This window comes from Amphritea opalescens, from assembly GCF_003957515.1.
Classification (GTDB): domain Bacteria; phylum Pseudomonadota; class Gammaproteobacteria; order Pseudomonadales; family Balneatricaceae; genus Amphritea; species Amphritea opalescens.
Genome location: NZ_RQXW01000004.1, coordinates 256836 through 275728, shown reverse-complemented (window position 1 = coordinate 275728; position 18893 = coordinate 256836). Strand labels below are relative to the sequence as shown.

The window sequence follows — 18893 nt, the reverse complement described above, 5'->3', positions numbered from 1 at the left end:
TTATGAAGGTACGAAAGGATAAGAATGCACTGATTATGATGGTTGATGATGAGCCTATCATGATGGAAATTGTTCAGGCTCATTTAGAAGAGGCTGGCTACTCCCGCTTTATCAGTGTTGAAGATTCATCCAAAGCCTTCGATGTATTAGCGCATCAACGACCCGATATCTTATTTCTCGATCTAGTCATGCCCGAAGTGAGTGGTTTTGATGTGCTGGAACGCATTCGTGCTCATCAAGAGTTTGCCTACCTACCGGTTATTGTTCTGACATCATCCTCGGACTCCTTCTCGAAGTTAAGAGCATTAGAGATTGGCGCTACCGACTTCCTCGCTAAACCCGTGGATGCCAGCGAGCTAAAACTTCGATTGCGTAATACGCTGACCCTGAAAGCCTATGTGGATCAACTGTCGAGCTTTGATGCGCTGACGAAGCTAGCCAACCGGAAGTCACTTCGAGAAAAAATGAGCTGGGCATTAAAGCTTGATCAACTAAATGAAAATAAAACCGCTCTGTTAAGTGTTGGTTTGGATCGCTTTGGTCAGGTCAACGAATCTTTCGGCATACAGTTTGGTGATGTGTTGCTCTATCAGGTGGCGCAACGCATTAACGATGTCGTGGCCAGTCGCAACAAACTGCTCGGTCTTGATCGCTCTGAAGCAGAGATCTATCCAGCACGGCTGGCGGGTGATGAATTTGGTGTTCTCATCCCCTCGGTCAATGGGCGAAATCATGCGGCGTCGATTGCTCGACAGATTATTGCAGGGATCTCCAAACCATTTAATATTAATGGCAAGGAGCTGTTTGTGAATGCCCGTATCGGTATTACGGTGGCGCCCGATGATGGCTTGTTGAGCGATGAGTTGATCAACACCGCCAGTACGGCGATGCGCCAGTCAAAAGTCGAGAATGTTGAATCTGTCCGTTTTTATTCACAAACCAATAGCCATGAATTAAAAGAGAAAATCGAATTAGAAACGGCTTTGCATAAGGCGCTCGAAAACAATGAGCTGTTACTGCATTATCAGCCAAAGGTTGATCTTCTAACGAGGAAAGTGAGAGCCGCTGAAGCATTAATCCGCTGGCAACACCCTGAGAAAGGCATGATCTCGCCGGTTGTATTTATTCCGTTGGCGGAAGAGAGTGGTTTGATTCTTGATATCGGTGACTGGGTATTGAATGAAGCCTGTCGGCAGGCAGCGGAGTGGGAGCGTTCTGGGCTTGGGGATATCGAGGTATCTGTCAATGTGTCCGGCCCACAATTTCAAGAAGCTAACTATAAGGCGCATGTAGAAACCGCGCTTAAGGCATCTGGCTTATCGCCCTCTTTGTTAATGTTAGAGCTAACGGAGAGCCTCGCTATGCACAATGTTGAGGCGAGCGTTAAGTTACTTTCCAGTTTAAAAGAGCTAGGGATCGGCTTATCGATTGATGATTTTGGTACGGGCTACTCATCATTGAGTTACCTGAAACGTTTTCCTTTAGACGAGCTAAAAGTCGATCGTTCATTTATCACCGGTATACCGGATAACGAAGATGAGGTGCGGATTGTCTTGGCTATCATCGCAATGGCAAAAGCGCTGCGGCTATCGGTGGTCATCGAAGGTGTTGAAACAGAAGAACAATTGACCCTGCTGCAAGGGACTCAGAGCGACCTTATTCAAGGGTTCTATTTTAGTAAGCCGCTGGCTGCGGATGATTTTAGACTGTTTGTTGAGCAGTTTAATCATTAGCGATTCACTCTTCCGATAAGAGAAAACGATCGCCGAGGCTGCCGGGTTTTATGCGGATAAAGCGTTAGGCTAAATGGCTAGCGGCTGACGTTTGTTGGTGTTTTAGCGATGCCTTTTAATCGACTAATCGACATTACTATATTGATAGACCTGCTGTTTTGGCGAGGCCGTCTGTTAAGGAGTGATCTATGTTAGATATGCTGGTGCGGAATGTGAACCTACCGGATGGGCGTAAAGGTGTTGATATTGCGATCAAGGATGGCAAGATTCTTGAGGTTGCTCCGGCGATACAGGGCCAAGCCGCTAAGGTGATTGATGGCTTGGGGTATTTAGCATCTCCGCCATTTGTCGATAGTCATTTTCATATGGATTCTGCGCTCAGTCTTGGCCAGCCCCGATTGAATCAAAGCGGTACTCTCCTTGAGGGGATTGAGTTATGGGGTGAATTGAAGCCTCAGTTGACCGTTGAGTCTATTAAGCAGCGTGCTTTAGATATGTGTCGCTGGTCGGTGTCTCAGGGAACCTTGTGTATTCGCAGTCATGTCGATATCTGTGATGATCGCTTATTCGCCGTCGATGCACTGCTCGAAGTACGCGAAGAGATGAAACCCTATATCGATCTACAGCTGGTGGCATTTCCGCAAGATGGATTTCTGCGCTATCGCCGTTCGCGGGAAAACCTATTACGTGCCCTCGATAAAGGAGTCGATGTAGTCGGCGGCATCCCCCATTTTGAGCGCACCATGAACGACGGCGCCATAGCGATACGTGAGCTGTGCGAAATCGCCGCTGCGCGTGGTCTGCGGGTCGATATGCATTGCGATGAAAGTGATGATCCCAACTCTCGCCATATTGAAACCCTGACTAGTGAAACCCAGCGACTAGGCCTTAACGGTAGGGTAACGGGATCTCATTTAACCTCGATGCACTCCATGGATAATTACTATGTGAGTAAATTGCTGCCATTGATGAGTGAAGCGGGTATTCATGCGGTGGCGAACCCTCTGATCAATATAACCCTACAAGGGCGTCATGATAGCTATCCTAAGCGCCGCGGTATGACTCGGGTGCCAGAGTTGCTTAACGCCGGTATCAACGTGGCGTTTGGCCATGACTGTGTGATGGACCCATGGTACAGCATGGGCACTCACGACATGCTAGAGGTGGCGAGCATGGGGTTACATGTTGCTCAGATGACTAGCCTGAAGGGGATGCAGCAGGCCTATGATGCGGTCACGGTGAATGGCGCTAAAGTGATGGGGCTAGAGGGTTATGGTCTTGAACCTGGCTGTCACGCCGATCTGGTTATCCTACAGGCGAACAGCCCGGTCGAAGCGCTGCAGTTAAAGCCCAATCGGTTATTCGTTATCAGGCGTGGTGTGGTGATCGCTAGAACCCCTTTACAACAACACTATGTCAACGTGACCGGTACAGAGGAGCCCGTGAATTTTTCAAAAGGTCTATTGTGAGTTGGCAATGATGTTGGCGACTGTGTCTATATTGCCTCTGTCATTGAACCGGTAAATATAGGATAGATGACTCAATATTATTTACCTTGAGAGCGTGCCAGTATGGTGGCTTTTCCTTTACGTATACCGTCGTATTTTTATGTTGCATGGCGATGCGTTTTTATTCGAAAGAACACGCCATAGCGATAAATTATCTATTTTAGCGATTTGCGAGTGATAATAATGAGATCTGCTACTTTTTTACTTTAGTCTATATGATCTCGGCTGCGATGAAATATATCGGTCTAAATAAATATAAGACGCGTTAAATTTAAAGCGTTGTTATGGTTTATCAACGTTTCTATTGCAAAAGCAAAACTAGACTTTGCTTTGTTTTATTGGTTTTTGGAGATGTTGGCGGCATATCGGTGTTTTTAATGTGATTTCGTGTGGTTCTGAATGCTTGTTTTGTGCTCGATTATTATTTTTGTCCTTTCAGTTTAGTTTCAGTATTAGCCTCTAAAGTGTGAATCATCAAGCAGCGACAACCAAATGTCAAAATGAGTAGTTGTTCATATGCCGGTTTGATGTAGTTGCTTATAAAAGAGCATTAGTGGTCTAGGCTTAACGAAGCCGCTCTACAGATAACCGTTAATTAAATGGTGTGTGATGCTTAAAACATGGCGAGCTTGAATGAATGTTTAACTGAAAAGTTAATTGTAAAAATAATTAAAGTAATCTTATCGATTTCATCTGGAGTAATACAATGAACAAGGCAAACTTAGCAGCAGCACTACTTCTCGGCGCATCCACTGCACTTCTTAGCACAGGTACGATTGCCGGCCCTAACAGTCAATTGAAAGTATCTGAAACCGCATCGGCTGAAGTTCAGGCGAAAGTGAATGGTTGGTTAGCCGGCGATAAAATTAGCGGCCGTAAAGATAAGTGTTTTGGTATTGCGCTAGCGGGTGAGAATGATTGTGCTGCCGGTGCAGGTACTAGCTGTGAAGGTACCTCGACTCAAGATTTCCAAGCGAATTCTTGGACTTATGCGCCTAAAGGTACTTGTGAATCCATCGTTACACCGAATGGAACAGGTTCTCTTGCAGGTTAATGAATGCCCCTCGCCTCCGCCATCGTTGATTGCGGGGGCGCATCTTGGTGCCGGCCTTGGTTTAAAGGCTGAGCATCTGGATGATATTTTAGCGTTGCCGACGGGCGAAGAGGTCTGCACTGGTGGTCATTTGTGGTTTGAAGTCCATACAGAGAACTACTTTGTTGCGGGCGGGCCTCGGCTAAACTATCTCCGAGCAATCCGTGAGAATTACGATCTGAGTTTTCATGGGGTAGGGGGCTCACTCGGTTATGATCATCAATCGATGCCTGAACATATCAAGCAGGTTAAAGCGTTAATTAATGAATTTCAGCCAACGCTGATCTCCGAACATGCCGTTTGGTCACGGGCGAGCGGTGCGTATTTTGCCGATTTGATGCCGTTACCTAGAACACAGGATGCTTTACAGTCATTAGTTGACGGGGTTGATCGATATCAATCAGGCATAGGGCGGCGTATTTTAATTGAAAATCCGAGTAATTATTTGGATTTTACCAGCGAAATGGATGAACCCCAGTTTTTAGTCGAAGCGGCACAGCGTAGCGGTTGCGGCTTATTAATCGACATTAATAACCTGTATCTCAGCAGTAAAAATACCGGTATTGATGCCGCGCAGTATTTATCACAGATCCCCGCTGAGTTGGTTGGCGAAATTCATATAGCCGGCCATGATCCAGATCCCGAGTTAGGCCAAGCGTTATTGATCGATAGCCACGCCTCACCCGTCGATTTGCCAGTATGGGAGTTATTGCAACATGCGTTAACACTGTTCGGTCACCGCCCTGTACTGGTGGAAAGAGATGCCAATCTACCGCCGTTTGCTGAATTAATGAATGAACGTCAGCAAGCACAAGGTTACTTAGATCAATGCCGTTATGAAGTTGCCTCTGCTAACGTTTCTCTAGGAGGAACCCGGTAATGTCACTTAGCCCTTATATCGATGCTTTTACAGACTACCTGCGTACCGGTGATGCCGGCGGCATGAATGACTATTGCGTTGATGCAACGCAGATAAAGCGATTAGCAATTTATCGGAATGGTTTTTATAAAGGCTGTATTGACGCACTAGCCGCTAATTTTCCGGTGTGCGAGAAAAGCCTAGGGCGAGAATACTTTAACCAGTTTGCCGGCCTTTATGTGGATCATTACCCGCCGGAGATTGGCACACTGGTCGGCTATGGTGAATATTTCCCTTACTTTATTAGGGATCTGCTGGCGGAATTAGAACAGCAAGGCGGCCCGATGCTCTTGCCCGCGAGTCTAGTTGATTTGGCGCGCTTGGATTATGCCTGGCTAACGAGTTTGATGAGTGCTGGTACGACGCAGACGCTAACCGCCGATAAAATTACTTGGTTGGTTGAACAGGGTGAGGATTTTACTCAAGCGCAGGTGACATTAAATGCCAGTGTTGACCTGCTGCGGTTTAATCCCGGCACCTTGAATCAATGGATTGGTTTTAAAATGAACAGCCCTGATGTCGAGCCACTACAGTTGTCTCCAGAAGGGCATATGAATCTGTCTGAATTGGCGCAAGCCGATAGCTCGATAGCGGTTGATACGGTGATGTTTTGGCAGCTCAACGGTGCAGTGCAAGCACGCTTACTGTCAGCTCCCGAAGTGGCATTGATGCGAGTGTTACAGGATGACGGCGTGCTGGAAAAAGCGTTTGATGCCGCGTTGGCTTTAGACCCCAGTTTTGATGTAAGCGATGTTTTCTCTGCCTGCCTGCAGAATGAAATATTAGATATTGATTTGACGAAATATAATTATAAAAGTTAGGACATTAACATGAAGATGGTAGAGAAGTTTCGCGCGCTATATGTGCAAATGGGTTTGCAGCTGTCTCGGTTTTTAGAGCCCCTGGCCCTGTTTTTTCTTCGTTTTATGGTGGCGAAGGTTTTTCTCGATTCCGGCTTGAGTAAGTGGGATGGCTTCCTGCAGTTTAATGTCGATAAATATGACCTGTTTATGTATGAATTTTTCTGCCCTGATCCTGTCAGGCCCGGGGCGTTGCAGTTGTGTAACCCTGAAACGCTCGATTATGTTGAAGGCTCATTTGTGGTGCGCATGATAGAACTGCTCGCCGTATTTGCGGGTATTGCCGAAGTTGTATTGCCTATATTGCTGATTATCGGTTTGTTGTCCCGTTTTGCGGCGCTTGGTCTGATCGGTATGACAATGTTTATTCAACTGGCGGTTTTCCCTACATGGGATCACTGGATTAACCCCGCATCTTGGTGGGCTATTTCTTTATTAATCATCGTGGCTCGTGGGCCGGGTATTCTATCGATCGATCGATTGCTGGGGCTGGATAGCAAGCCCGTAGTGACTAAATGATAGGTTGTACTCAAGGGATAACGAGCGCATAGTTATTAGGGTGAAGGAACCTTCTGTCATTTGAACGATTCGATTACGTTCATCGCGATCAGAAGGTTTCCATCTCATGTTTATGTGTATTTTATCTCACTCCTTGAGCGAGATGTTCCGCGCGTTTATCCTACACGGCTGCAGTTACCTTTCGGTTGATGATAAAGGTTTTGGCGGATGCTTGGGAGTGGAGCTTAAGTTTACGGTGAATGCTTTGTTTCCTAACAATCTGCATGAGTATATGGATTCAACAGGTGAAAAATTCAGCCGTATCCATTAAGCTATGCCGTAATTACCGCAATGATGTAAGGGGAATGAATGAAGATAGATAAAAGTGTTACTTTGGAAGACTGCTTAACGGATTTAACCTGCGAACAACTCGATACTATTCTGGCTAGAATACCCGACTTAGGTAAGCAAAAACAAAGGAAACGAGAGGAATACCTTTCAAGGAAATTGGCAAGATCCGGCGTTGCTGTCGATATGCCAAAAGCAAGGTCAGTCCTCACCGAAGCTGCAACATTAGGTTATGATTTTGGTGGTTTAGTCAAAGATATGGCGAGATATCAAAAAAACAAACGATAGTTAATGTGCCAGAAAGCTTTTTATTATAGTTAGCATAATATTTTAATTTATTGATTGCGCCATCTGAGTGCATTGCTTTTTATCGACTATTTTTTGTCGATAAATGAAAATATTTTGTACTGGTAAATTTCGTCTTAAGTAGCCTCGAACGTATAAAACGTCATTAATTTTTTGACTACTTTTACGGGTGCCTGTTAATTATGGTGTTAAGCGTTAAATAGACTCTTTATTCTTTGGCTTCTAATCACTGCGAATACCCTGATGAATAATAGGGTGACGATAGATTCTCTTTGGGAATATATTATTCATTGTTTTGCGCGCATGTCGTCTATCGGTTCGTATTAGGATTTGTTGATAAGCTTTGTGCTGTGTCTTGGTTTTATCGTTTTCTATTCAGCTGTTGGTGTTATTAGAAGTAATAGGTTTGCGCATTAAGCATGACAGGCAATTAGCATTGTTATATTGCTCTTTCAATCAATCTTGTTATCATCCCATCATATAGTCGGGGGGCCATTAGGCTGAGATTGAATTTTCCGAAACCCGTTGAACCTGATTCAGTTAACACTGGCGTAGGGAACTATACATCTAGCTTTGTATGATTTGCTCCTCAAGTGTCGTGAAATCTTCAGCTCGATAAGTTCCTATCTGCCCGTGCTAGGAGCTTTTATGTCAACTTCCATGTCTAATAGTACCGCAGTCCCGACAGTCTCATCAGCTTCTACGCCTATAGTGTTAACGATTGCGGGCTCAGATAGTGGTGGTGGTGCGGGTATTCAAGCGGATATTAAGGCGATCTCGGCAACGGGAGGATACGCTTGCTCAGTGATCACCGCGATTACCGCTCAAAACACCCTAGGTGTCTCCGCTATTTTCCCTATCCCGCTTAAACATGTTGAAAAACAGTTGGATGCGGTTTTTACCGATTTGAATATTATTGCCGTTAAAGTCGGTATGTTGGCCGATGCTGAGATCATCAAAATCGTGGCGGCTAAAATAAAACAGTATCAGCCTGCATTTTTAGTGATCGATCCGGTTATGGTCGCGACGAGTGGCGATTTATTGTTACAAGCCTCGGCGATCAATACGCTCAAATCAGAATTATTACCCCTAGCCGATATTATTACGCCGAATTTACCTGAAGGCGCGGCGTTGATCGGTAGTGAGGTACCCAACAACGAAGGCAGTATGGAGGCAATGATCAGCGGCCTTAGGCAACTGGGTGCCAAAACGGTGTTGCTGAAAGGGGGGCATTTAGAGAAAGATGAAAACAGTAATGATCTACTTATATTCCCTGATAATGTTCACCATTTGACGGCGAAACGGATCAATACCCGTAATACCCATGGTACGGGCTGCACACTTTCATCGGCGATAGCCTCCTATTTAGCGCAAGGTTATGATTTGTTGCAGGCGGTCCAGTTAGCTAAACAGTATATCTCCCAGGCGATTGCCCACGCGGATGAGCTAGATATTGGCCAAGGCCATGGGCCGGTCAATCATTTCTTTAATGGGCATGCGGATGTCAGTTGATTGTCGGTCACTGCCGGTCGATAACAGAGCGGTTAGTATCGACATCTCAGGGGGTTATCTGCGTTATCTTGACGTCGCTGAAGCGACGATCAGCGACCTTCATCTTACAATCCCCGCCCAAGCATGGACCTGTATTTTGGGTCGCAGTGGCTGCGGTAAAAGCTCACTACTGCGATATTTAGCCCACTTGCTTGACGATAAGGCGGAGTGGCGCGGTGAGTTAAGTACACAGCCGCTATGTGATCTGAAGGGTCAGATTGCCTATATGGCACAGCAGGATCTATTAATGCCGTGGTTATCGGTATTAGATAACGTGCTGCTCAGTACTCGGTTGGGCGCCAATATTCAAACAGGCGATAGAGCGGCTCTGAAGATTAAAGCGCAGGAGTTATTGCAACAAGTGGGGTTGGCGGATCAAGCCCATTGCTTGCCGCAACAGCTATCCGGCGGTATGCGTCAGCGTGTGGCATTGGCGCGGACGTTGATGCAAGACAAGTCTATCGTCTTGATGGATGAACCATTTTCCGCGCTAGACGCGGTTACACGTTACCGCTTACAAGATCTCGCCTACCGGTTATTAAAAGATAAAACGGTGGTGTTAATCACCCATGATCCCCAGGAAGCGATTCGTTTAGCTGACCGACTCTACATCATGCAGGGGAAGCCTGCGTTTGCTGAGTTATTAGTCGTGCCTACCTCAGAAACGCCGCGCCGTCTTGATGCTGAATGCGTTGTGCTTCAACAAACTATTATGACGCGTTTGGAGCAAGACTATGAGTGATCTGATTCAGCTGGATGCGATCTCCCGTAAGGTCAACAGCCAAGAACGGCTCTCTCATCCGTTAATACGGATATTGATCAGTGCGATGGTGATTATTGGTCTTTGGCAAGCGATAGTCGTTATATTTGAGATGCCGGCCTTTATTTTACCCAGCCCTCTGGATGTGTTTGATCGGCTGGTGGAAAGACATTCAATTCTTCTCAAGCATAGCTGGGTGACGGCTCAGGAGATCATACTGGGCTTGGCGTTTGGCTTAACCATGGGGCTGTTATTCGCGTTGCAGATGCTATTGTTTAAGCCGATGAAACGCTGGTTATTACCACTGTTAATCGCCAGTCAGGCAATTCCGGTCTTTGCCATCGCGCCGATATTAATGTTGTGGTTGGGTTACGGTATCGCTTCAAAAATCGTGATGGCGGCATTAATTATCTTCTTTCCGATTACCATCTGTTGTTATGACGGTTTACGGAATACTCCTGTGGGCTATCTAGATTTGGTCAAAACGATGGGAGCAAGCAAATGGCAGATGTTACGTCATATTCAATTTCCAGCCGCCTTGCCTGCGCTCGCTTCGGGGATTCGTGTGGCTGTTGTGATTGCGCCCATTGGGGCGGTTGCCGGTGAATGGGTGGGGTCCAGTGAAGGTTTGGGGTACCTCATGTTGCAAGCCAACGCGCGGATGATGATCGATGAGATGTTTGCCGCTTTATTTATATTATCAGCTTTATCGATCACGCTTTATTTTGTGGCCGATCGGTTATTAAAAAAACTAATTCCCTGGGAAATTTAATTCCCTGGGTCGTTATTAAGGCATCTATAGGATGCTTATCGAACAATCATCATATGAAAGGACATTTCATGAAAAAAAGTATTCTTGTTGGAGCGCTGGCGCTGGCCGCAACGCTGCTGTCGGCGACGGCTCAGGCGGAAACGAAGCAGCTTAGCCTGATGCTGGATTGGTTTGTAAACCCGAATCACGGCCCGATTATTATTGCGAAGCAGCGTGGTTATTTTGCCGACCAAGGTCTCGAGGTTGAGATTCAAGAGCCTGCTGATCCGAATATGCCTCCTAAATTAGTCGCTGCCAACAAGGTCGATTTAGCGATCAGCTATCAGCCAAATCTGACGATCGATGTCGCGGCGGGTTTGCCGTTGATCCGCTCGGCCACCTTGATTGCAACACCGTTGAATATGTTGATGGTGCTAGATAACGGCAAGATTAATGAGCTTGCAGACCTTAAGGGAAAGAAGATCGGTATCGCAATCGCGGGTACTGAAGAGGCGAGCATCGGCACTATGCTGAACACCGTTGATGTTAACTATGACGACGTTGATATCATCAATGTTGGCTGGGCGCTGTCAGCCTCACTGGCTTCTGGCAAGGTGGATGCTATCTGGGGTGGGTTGCGTAACTTTGAGACCAATCAACTGGCTCTTGAAGGTTTTCAAGGGAAGGCCTTTTTCCCAGAAGAGCATGGCGTACCCGTTTATGATGAGCTGATCTTTGTGGCTAATGCGAACAGTTACGATAAAGCGGCCATCATCGGCTTTAATAAAGCGATCGAGCAGGCGACGATTTATATCGTTAACCATCCACAGGACGCATGGAAAGAGTTTGTCGCGTATGCACCGGACACATTGAATAATGAGCTTAACAAAAGAGCTTGGAGCGATACCTTAACCCGTTTTGCCTTACGCCCATCAGCCATCGACCTAAAGCGTTATGATGATTATGCCGAGTTTATGTATTCGCAGCAGATCATTAAGACCTTACCTAAAGCAAAAGATTATGTCCCGATGTTTGAATGAGACTGTTTAGTTTTAACGGATATAGTGCAGGGAGCTAGTGGTTTCTTTTATCGATAAGCGGTTGGAGCGAGACGCTACCTAATTTATCTTGGAAATGCTGAGATCAATTTTAACATGAGTAAAATGCGCACTGATGTTGCGATTGGTCTCAGCGATTTTTTTATAATCCAAGATGCTTTTGAACAGCGCTTAGCCCGTTATTACCGTCGGTAGTTGTAACGCCTTCTAACCAAGGGTTCAGTACGTCAGGATTTTGCTTAAGGTATGTCTGTGCGGCCTCCATCGGTGACATCTCTCCATTCATGATGAGATCCATGATTTGGTTTTCCATTGATAAGGTAAATTTTAGGTTAGTTAATAACTTACCGACATTACCGCATTCTTCCTGATAGCCTTTGCGGGTAACCGTCCGTATTGTTGCGCCGCCAAAATTGGCCCCAAAATATTTGTCTCCACCTGTTAGGTAGGCCATGTCAAAAGTAGTATTCATCGGATGGGGTTCCCAGCCCAGAAATACTATAAATTGTTGACGCTTAATCTCACGTTTAACCTGACTCATAACACCTTGTTCTCCCGATTCAACAAGACGCCAGTTATTCAAATCAAAATCCTCGCTGTCGATCATTCTTTGTAATAATTGGTTGGCGGGTGATCCTGCTTCGATGCTGTATATACGTTTACGAAACTTTTGGCTAAATCTCGCTAAGTCGGCAAAGTCTTTTACGCCAGCGTCATGTACGTAACGTGGTACGGCCAAGGTGAATTTAGCACCAGTGAGGTTGGTACCGATGATATCTATGTCGCCTGGTGTGGCATATTTATCGATAAATTTTTGTTGCGCAGGCATCCAGTTGCCTAGAAATATATCAATTTCATTGTTTTTTAGGCCTTCGAAGCCGATGGGTACAGCGAGGATGTTCACTTCGGTGCTATAGCCTAGACCTTCCAATAAGGTGCTAGTTAATGCATTGGTTGAGTTAATATCAGTCCAGCCAGGGTCGGTAAATCGTACTTTTTTACATTGAGACGGCTCTGCTGCTACGATATTGCCTGCCAACAGGCAGCTAGCCATGCTGATAATACTGAGTAACTTACTTGCCTTGTAAAATGCAAACATAGAACATTCCTTATATCTTTTATTGAATGGCGAAGCGGTTGATAGAGCATTTTAGGTTTAAAGCCAACGGGCAGTGACTCTTTCTTATGGCTCTCTTTCAGTCATTGACTTGAGGGAATCGGGCTCGTTTTTCGAGATCATCCAGATCAACATTGTTACGCATGTACATTTTGCTGGCGTCGAAAATGGGTTGATGATCCCATTTTGGTTCTTTACCTAACTTATGAGCCGCGGCAATTAGACGGCGACGCTTTTGGCTGTTAATAACATCACGCGTAATGGCATCGGAATCCCAGCGTTTAGCTGCATCTTCCCGAAATGTATTGAGTAGTTCGGTGTGTACCGGTAGTTCAGCTAGGTTGATACGTTCTTGCGGATCATCTTTTAGGTTGAACAGCTGATCGGGATCTGCTGGGCTGCAGATAAACTTGTAATCACCTCGACGGATCATAAACATTGGTGCAATGACGCCCTCTCCCATATATTCACCAATGACTTCGTCATGACCTTTATCGCCCGTTAGATGTGGCATAAGGCTACGACCATCAATTGGCATCGCATATTCCGGTGCTTTACCATTATTGGCTAGTTCAGCAAAGGTCGGTAACAAATCCATAGTGGAAACAGACGCCTTCACTCGCTTAGCATCAAAATGCTTAGGTGCACAGATTAGCATCGGTACACGAGCTGACCATTCGAAATAACTCATTTTGTACCACAGGCCTCGCTCTCCGAGCATATCGCCATGATCACCGGAGAATATAATGATGGTGTTATCCATGAGTCCGGTATCTTCTAATGTTTTCAGTAATCGACCCACCTGATCATCAACATAACTGACCGCCCCATAATAAGCGCGACGGGCATTACGTATTTGTTGGTCGCTGATGTTATTACGATCCATCTGATATACGTGCAATAAACGTTGAGAGTGTGGGTCCTGCTCTTCGGGCTGTAGCTCAAAAGACGGTAGTTCAATCTCTTCATTCGTGTAACGATCCCAATATTCTTGGGGAATAGCATAAGGGTCATGGGGGTGCGTCATCGACACGGTAAGACAGAATGGGCGCTTATCAGAGCCACGAACATGATCAAATAGGTAGCGTTCGGCATGAAATATGACTTCATCATCGAAGTCCAATTGATTGGTGCGAATGGTCGGCCCAGCTTGTGTTACCGATGACATATTGTGATACCAGGTTGGACGATTCTCAAAATCCTCCCAGTTTGGAAACCAGCCGTAGTCAGCAGGGTAGATATCCGTGGTAAGGCGATCTTCAAAACCGTGCAACTGATCAGGGCCACAGAAGTGCATCTTGCCTGAAAGTGCAGTGCGGTATCCAGAAGAGCGGAGATAGTGAGCGAATGTAGGAATATCGGCAGGAAAATCGGCGGCGTTATCGTACGCACCTATTTTACTCGGTAGCTGGCCACTCATTAGTACGTAACGACTTGGCGCGCACAGAGGGCTATTACAATATGCAGAATCAAAAACAACCCCATTCTTAGCTAATGTATCAAGGTGAGGCGTTTTGGCCGTTTTTCCTCCATACATTGATAGAACAGGAGCGGCTAACTGGTCTGCCATGATGAATAATATATTCGGTTGATCCTGTATCATAATCTTTAAACCTCGGTTATCTCGTAGTGATTAGCTCGGAACTAATGAATACGTTTTTATTTTGATGGGTTAGATTTTTAACAGAAAAAAAGATACTGTAAACGGGTTAAAAACTAATGATATATATAAGTTGAGATTATGTTTCTTTCTGAAAGATTACCTTCAGCTCAGAGTCTGCTTATCTTTGAAGCCGCGGCCCGTCATAAGAGTTTTACGGGTGCAGCTCAGGAGCTGAAGTCAACTCAATCCGCCGTAAGCCAACAAATTAAAGGGCTAGAGAGCTATCTGGGTATAATGCTGTTCCGTCGTATCTATCGAGGGGTGGCGCTGACTGAAGAGGGGAAACATCTTTATAAGGCTGTCCAGGAGGGGTTTCAGGGGATTGCCAGTTGTCTAGAAACATTACAAAAAACTCGTTTACATCAAGTAATTAATGTCGCTACCGACTTTGCTTTTGCCGCTTATTGGTTGTTACCGCGGCTTCCTCGTTTTAGAGAGCTGCATCCGAAAATTGATGTGCGTATTATTACATCACAAGGGCAGCATGATTTTTTTGGGCAGAATGTTGATGTCGCGATTGTGTTTGGTGGGGCAAACTCAATTCATTCGCATGTATTTAAGCTCTTCGATGAAGAGGTTTTTCCTATTTGTAGCCCCCAGTTGTTTCATGACAGCAGTCCCATAGGGAGCCATAAAAAACTGGCGTCCATGCCATTATTGAAATTAGGAGCTGATGCCGGTCAAGGTTGGTTTGACTGGCATAGCTACTTTCAAGGACGTCGCAGTCAGATTGTTCCGGGAGAACCGGTATTGACCTTCAATAACTACACCTTGCTGATACAGGCCGCTATAGCCGGTCAAGGTGTGGGGTTGGGATGGTCGACATTGGTGGATGATTTGATTGATAGCAAGGTCTTGGTGGGGTTACGAGAGTTTAGTTTGAGTTCTGATCGTGGTTATTATGTTGTGGAGCCTCGGCCAAATGAGCTTGTAAATGCAAAACAACATTTTTTAGATTGGTTATGGGGTGAAAGTCCTGAAAATATAAGTGGTTAGGTCAACCTAACCATGTTTCATGAGCACCATAGAAGGATGTTAAGTGGCCACCAGTGACGGTTACCACCTTTGGTTTTATATGACTGTCCGTGATTGTAAAATCATAACTAGTTTTGTACATGGTTGTGCACATTCATCTCATGTTTAGTGAGGTGTTTTTCACTCTGCTATATCTGATTGCGTGATGATTCTGTTGTGTATTACCTAGCTGAATTAGAAAGTGCTTCTACTCAAGCAAAATCCATCGTGACGACGACACGTTTCTCCGCTGGTGTAATGAAAGGGGATCGATGAACCGCCCCTAATCCCTCATTGCCATACCAGCCTTCGCCTTTTAACAGAACGATATCTCCTTTGTTGACCTGCTGAATGTCCGTTACATCTGAGTATAGGCCGGATTCTGCGTCGCTTAATCCCATGTTACCGGCACCGAGCTTTCTGCGGTCCACATCGCCATTACGGAGCCACTCTGTTCCCGGCCCCTGATACGTGGTCACCAGACGACAACCCAATCTATCAATATGGAAGCGGGGACACATGGCGCGGTCTAATACCTGTAATCTCAGACCGACTTCATCAAGATCGAATAAGCAGCTATACATATCCACTAACAAAACAAGGTCATCAACAAAGGCAGCGTGTCCCGTTAAGTTCGGTAGGGAGGTGAGTGATTCAGCGGCCTGCTCAGGGTTGATGGCTAAGCGAAGATTGAAGTTTGGCTTAGTATCGACGAGTTCTTGGCAATAATGAGCGATTTCATCAGGTAGTGATCGCTGCACAACCACTAGGTTTATCTGTTCTTCGTAGATCGCGGTCATCGTCTCAGGTGAATCCCCGATGACAGCATTGGTGCCATTTGGGTAATCCGTTAAATAACCATTATCTTCTACCCGTTCCATAGCATTCACGGCAAGCACCTCTAGAATTAAAGATGTTATATCATAACATAAGCTGTCATGTATTGAGCAATAAAGGGCGATGTGTTGATTGGATGTTACTTACGGGAGCATAGTGTCAGGACTCGGTCGTTTTTGGGGGTTACCCTATCTACGTCATCACGCAGATCCGGACTGCTTTGGCATCTATCTTTTGTTAATGACGGGCTTAAGACGACTCATGGCCGACCTGAATGTAAGGATCTAAAATTTCAACGCCGGACATCGAGCTCATCCTGTTTCGAGTGCTATTTTTAGTACTGTCCGGCGCTGAAGCGGAAATACTCCAGCCCTTAGCCTGCTACTAATTGAGAGGCAGCATTATTAACGGCATTAATCATTACTTGGAGCATATTGTCACATTCATCTTGGCTCATGTTCAGCGGCGGATTGATGCGGATAATCCCATCAGCAGCTGCCACAATACAACCATTGTGCTCACACTCTTGTGCGACTTTTGCAGCGATAGTCGCCGATGAATGTCCATTAAAGTCACAAAACTCTAGCCCCCACATATGTCCGAAGCCTCTGATGTCACCGATAATCGGCGCGTCGGCGATAAGATTAAATGTCGAGCGAATGACCGCTTCGTTTAATGTGACTTGAGAGCACAGATTATCTCGTTCGACTATTTCTATCGCTTTTAAAGCAATGCTGCAGCCGACAGGATGACCTGCCATCGTAATGACCATTTTCAATGGCACCTGATGTTGTTGCAGGTCATCATAGATGGCTTTATCAACGGCGACGGCCGCTAAAGGAAAATAGCCAGCGGTGATGCCTTTACCAAGGGTCACCATATCAGGGCGAATATCTTCCTGCTGAAAAGCGAACCAGGTTCCTGAGCGACCAAAGCCTGTAATCACTTCATCGACGATTAATGTGATCTCATATTGATCGCATAGCTTCCGTAACAGTTTAAGGTAGCCTTTAGGTGGAACAATGACACCGCCCGCAAAATTAACAGGTTCAACAAATAAACAGGCAATTCGTTCAGAGCCAATGGCATCAACGGTGGTTTCGATCTGCTTCTGTATCTCAGCGAGCGAAAATAGTTCGTCAGTCTTAGCGTTTCGAGCACTAGAAATATGCACAAAGTCTGCGTTGTCTGGTCGACCTTCTACTCGAAATGCTTCAAAACCAGTAATGTATTGTGCTTGTCCAAGGTTGCCGTGATAGCTCCTATCTAATGATATGCAGACCGTTTTGTTTAAATGCCCAAGCGCCTGCCAACGTCGACGTGCGATGCTAAGTGCCATCTCATTAGATGATGACCCGCTAAGCGAGTACTTGATCATGTAGTTGCCACCTAACAATGTGCTCAGTCGTTCAGATAGGGCAATGCTAGAGGGGCTCAGGTGTTCAGGGGAACAGTAAGAGAGGTTGCTGAGTGATGCTGCGGCGGCGTCAACCAGTTCTGCATGACCATGCCCTAGGTTTAAACAACTGTGACCAGAAACCGCTTCATAAGCACGTTCTTTACCTTCGATATTAACCCATCCTCCGCAGCCTGAACTGACGACGGTTTCAGGAACATTGTTGCCTTCGAAGTCTTCGACCCATTGTGACCGTTGTTTCATTGTTCATCCTTTTATGGGCATATAGCCAGAGAGTGATCTGATGTGAGTTTTTAACATAAGTCGTGTTAAGCATGATAAACGCGTGATTAGACTATAAATAAAGACCTGAACCGATAGAAGTATTAGGGAAAGTTATTTTAAGGGGGCGATTGAGTGTCTATCCGTTCTAACGTGTGCGGTTGCTGTCGTGGCATTCATACTGCGTTATCGGATCGTTTATGCGTTATCGGTAAAGGCTTGTCTATCGTCGTTAATGGTGAAGTTGTAGGCGGTGTCGGCCTGAGTTCTGGACGCCTCAGCAAGATATGGTTTGTGCGGCAGTCGGTATTATCACTTTATTCAGAAAGCTAATCTGTCTGCGGCATAAGTCGTAGAGAGGGGATTGGGTAGATGGTGAGCGGGGTTGGTTGGATTTCACCCAGTTCCTTATAGGGGCTATGCAGCAAGGCTATAACAGAGAAGTCCAGAGAGTCCTCACACAGTTATCCACAGGATATGTGAGTAACTCTAAGGTTGCAGTAGCTAGTGGTAGCCGTAGAGGATGTTCGCTTTTGACCGTTTCCCCTCTTGCTGAGTGGAATGGACGCAGTGGATCAGCAGAAGCCGTCAGCTTCTTGAAAACGGGTGTCGAAACATTCGACACCCATTGAGGGGCTATTTTTAATCTATGGGGATGCTTTTTAGATTCTGCTGCTCAGTCGTTGGCTTTGCCTTCTGAGACAGCAGATGCCAGAGCGTTAAGCTTGGTTAATGTCTATCAACTCGCCAACTTCGTAACTCTCAATCGTGGAGTAAGCGCCACACCAATCAGACAACTCTTGTCTCTGGCTCTCTGATGGGGACTCATAGCGCTGTTGAGAGAGTACGTGACCCTGAATGCCGTCAGGATCTGAGTACCCAAAGTAGGTCAGCCCTTGTTTTTCAAGCTGGTTCACAAAGCTAGCAATGAACGCGTCCAGATCACTCTCGTTGCTAGTGGATAGCTTTACATGTATCTCAAAGAGATTAACGGCAAATTCACCCAGGTGCAGTTTTTTGCGTAGGCGGCGATTGTGCTTGTTTCGTACTTCCATTATGGATAATCCTTATGAAGTTGTATCTGTGTGGGTGCGGTTTGCGGAATAAGGTCGCTAGACTAGGTGCTTATATGACCAATTTAATTCTAGCTGTACTCAATATGACTCTTGAGACGGCGTCTTCATCCACCGATTAATAAA

At 45.8% G+C, this 18893-nt stretch carries 18 protein-coding genes and 1 riboswitch; of the genes, 13 read left to right on the top strand and 5 right to left on the bottom strand.

Going from position 1 to position 18893, the window contains the following annotated elements; genetic code table 11:
* The first annotated feature begins 2 nt into the window (after positions 1 to 2).
* The 11 genes from EH243_RS06480 to EH243_RS06430 all read left to right on the top strand — a co-directional run bounded on the left by EH243_RS06480 (position 3) and on the right by EH243_RS06430 (position 11367).
* Entirely contained in the window at positions 3 to 1733 is a 1731-nt protein-coding gene (locus tag EH243_RS06480) for a putative bifunctional diguanylate cyclase/phosphodiesterase (RefSeq protein ID WP_126157823.1), read from the top strand.
* A 188-nt stretch (positions 1734 to 1921) separates the two neighbouring features.
* Positions 1922 to 3202, top strand: a complete 1281-nt coding sequence (locus EH243_RS06475) for an amidohydrolase family protein (protein ID WP_126157822.1) — start codon at positions 1922 to 1924, stop codon at positions 3200 to 3202.
* A gap of 745 nt (positions 3203 to 3947) precedes the next feature.
* On the top strand, positions 3948 to 4295 hold the full coding sequence (locus EH243_RS06470; protein WP_126157821.1) for a BufA1 family periplasmic bufferin-type metallophore: 348 nt from the start codon (positions 3948 to 3950) through the stop codon (positions 4293 to 4295).
* The gene (gene bufB / locus EH243_RS06465; protein ID WP_126157820.1) at positions 4270 to 5214 is read left to right on the top strand and encodes an MNIO family bufferin maturase; all 945 of its coding nucleotides are present in this window, start codon (positions 4270 to 4272) and stop codon (positions 5212 to 5214) included. Before EH243_RS06470 ends, bufB begins: the two co-directional genes overlap by 26 nt.
* A complete protein-coding gene (locus tag EH243_RS06460) occupies positions 5214 to 6074 on the top strand; it encodes an HvfC/BufC N-terminal domain-containing protein (protein WP_126157819.1) in 861 nt (286 codons plus the stop codon). The genes bufB and EH243_RS06460 overlap by 1 nt, the downstream gene beginning before the upstream one ends.
* Positions 6075 to 6083: 9 nt before the next feature.
* Positions 6084 to 6632, top strand: coding sequence for a DoxX family protein (locus EH243_RS06455; protein ID WP_126157818.1), 549 nt, complete (start codon positions 6084 to 6086; stop codon positions 6630 to 6632).
* A gap of 348 nt (positions 6633 to 6980) precedes the next feature.
* Positions 6981 to 7247 carry a hypothetical protein gene (locus EH243_RS06450; protein WP_126157817.1) on the top strand — a complete coding sequence of 89 codons (267 nt, stop codon included), beginning with the start codon at positions 6981 to 6983 and terminating at the stop codon, positions 7245 to 7247.
* Positions 7248 to 7740: 493 nt separating this feature from the next.
* Positions 7741 to 7840, top strand: a riboswitch (TPP riboswitch).
* Between the two features lie 73 nt (positions 7841 to 7913).
* Positions 7914 to 8777: a bifunctional hydroxymethylpyrimidine kinase/phosphomethylpyrimidine kinase gene (gene thiD, locus EH243_RS06445; RefSeq protein WP_126157816.1), complete on the top strand. Its 864-nt coding sequence runs from the start codon at positions 7914 to 7916 to the stop codon at positions 8775 to 8777.
* Complete coding sequence (locus tag EH243_RS06440) at positions 8767 to 9558, top strand: ABC transporter ATP-binding protein (protein WP_126157815.1); 792 nt, start codon at positions 8767 to 8769, stop codon at positions 9556 to 9558. Before thiD ends, EH243_RS06440 begins: the two co-directional genes overlap by 11 nt.
* The gene (locus EH243_RS06435) at positions 9551 to 10348 is read left to right on the top strand and encodes an ABC transporter permease (protein ID WP_126157814.1); all 798 of its coding nucleotides are present in this window, start codon (positions 9551 to 9553) and stop codon (positions 10346 to 10348) included. Before EH243_RS06440 ends, EH243_RS06435 begins: the two co-directional genes overlap by 8 nt.
* Positions 10349 to 10416: 68 nt before the next feature.
* Entirely contained in the window at positions 10417 to 11367 is a 951-nt protein-coding gene (locus EH243_RS06430; RefSeq protein WP_126157813.1) for an ABC transporter substrate-binding protein, read from the top strand.
* 160 nt (positions 11368 to 11527) lie between these two features.
* Here EH243_RS06430 and EH243_RS06425 read toward each other — a convergent pair whose 3' ends face one another.
* Positions 11528 to 12484, bottom strand: a complete 957-nt coding sequence (locus EH243_RS06425) for a choline ABC transporter substrate-binding protein (protein ID WP_126157812.1) — start codon at positions 12482 to 12484, stop codon at positions 11528 to 11530.
* A gap of 97 nt (positions 12485 to 12581) precedes the next feature.
* Positions 12582 to 14105, bottom strand: a complete 1524-nt coding sequence (betC, locus tag EH243_RS06420) for a choline-sulfatase (RefSeq protein ID WP_126157811.1) — start codon at positions 14103 to 14105, stop codon at positions 12582 to 12584.
* A gap of 138 nt (positions 14106 to 14243) precedes the next feature.
* Between betC and EH243_RS06415 the strand changes: the two genes are divergently transcribed.
* The gene (locus tag EH243_RS06415; protein ID WP_126157810.1) at positions 14244 to 15161 is read left to right on the top strand and encodes a choline sulfate utilization transcriptional regulator; all 918 of its coding nucleotides are present in this window, start codon (positions 14244 to 14246) and stop codon (positions 15159 to 15161) included.
* Between the two features lie 230 nt (positions 15162 to 15391).
* On the opposite strand, the gene EH243_RS06410 is transcribed toward EH243_RS06415, so the two are convergent.
* Positions 15392 to 16060: a DUF1826 domain-containing protein gene (locus EH243_RS06410; protein ID WP_126157857.1), complete on the bottom strand. Its 669-nt coding sequence runs from the start codon at positions 16058 to 16060 to the stop codon at positions 15392 to 15394.
* A 329-nt stretch (positions 16061 to 16389) separates the two neighbouring features.
* On the bottom strand, positions 16390 to 17676 hold the full coding sequence (locus tag EH243_RS06405; RefSeq protein ID WP_126157809.1) for an aminotransferase family protein: 1287 nt from the start codon (positions 17674 to 17676) through the stop codon (positions 16390 to 16392).
* A 153-nt stretch (positions 17677 to 17829) separates the two neighbouring features.
* Between EH243_RS06405 and EH243_RS06400 the strand changes: the two genes are divergently transcribed.
* Positions 17830 to 18027, top strand: a complete 198-nt coding sequence (locus EH243_RS06400) for a hypothetical protein (RefSeq protein WP_206441538.1) — start codon at positions 17830 to 17832, stop codon at positions 18025 to 18027.
* A 386-nt stretch (positions 18028 to 18413) separates the two neighbouring features.
* Here EH243_RS06400 and EH243_RS06395 read toward each other — a convergent pair whose 3' ends face one another.
* Positions 18414 to 18749 carry a 50S ribosome-binding protein YggL gene (locus EH243_RS06395; protein WP_126157808.1) on the bottom strand — a complete coding sequence of 112 codons (336 nt, stop codon included), beginning with the start codon at positions 18747 to 18749 and terminating at the stop codon, positions 18414 to 18416.
* Between the last annotated feature and the right edge of the window lie 144 nt (positions 18750 to 18893).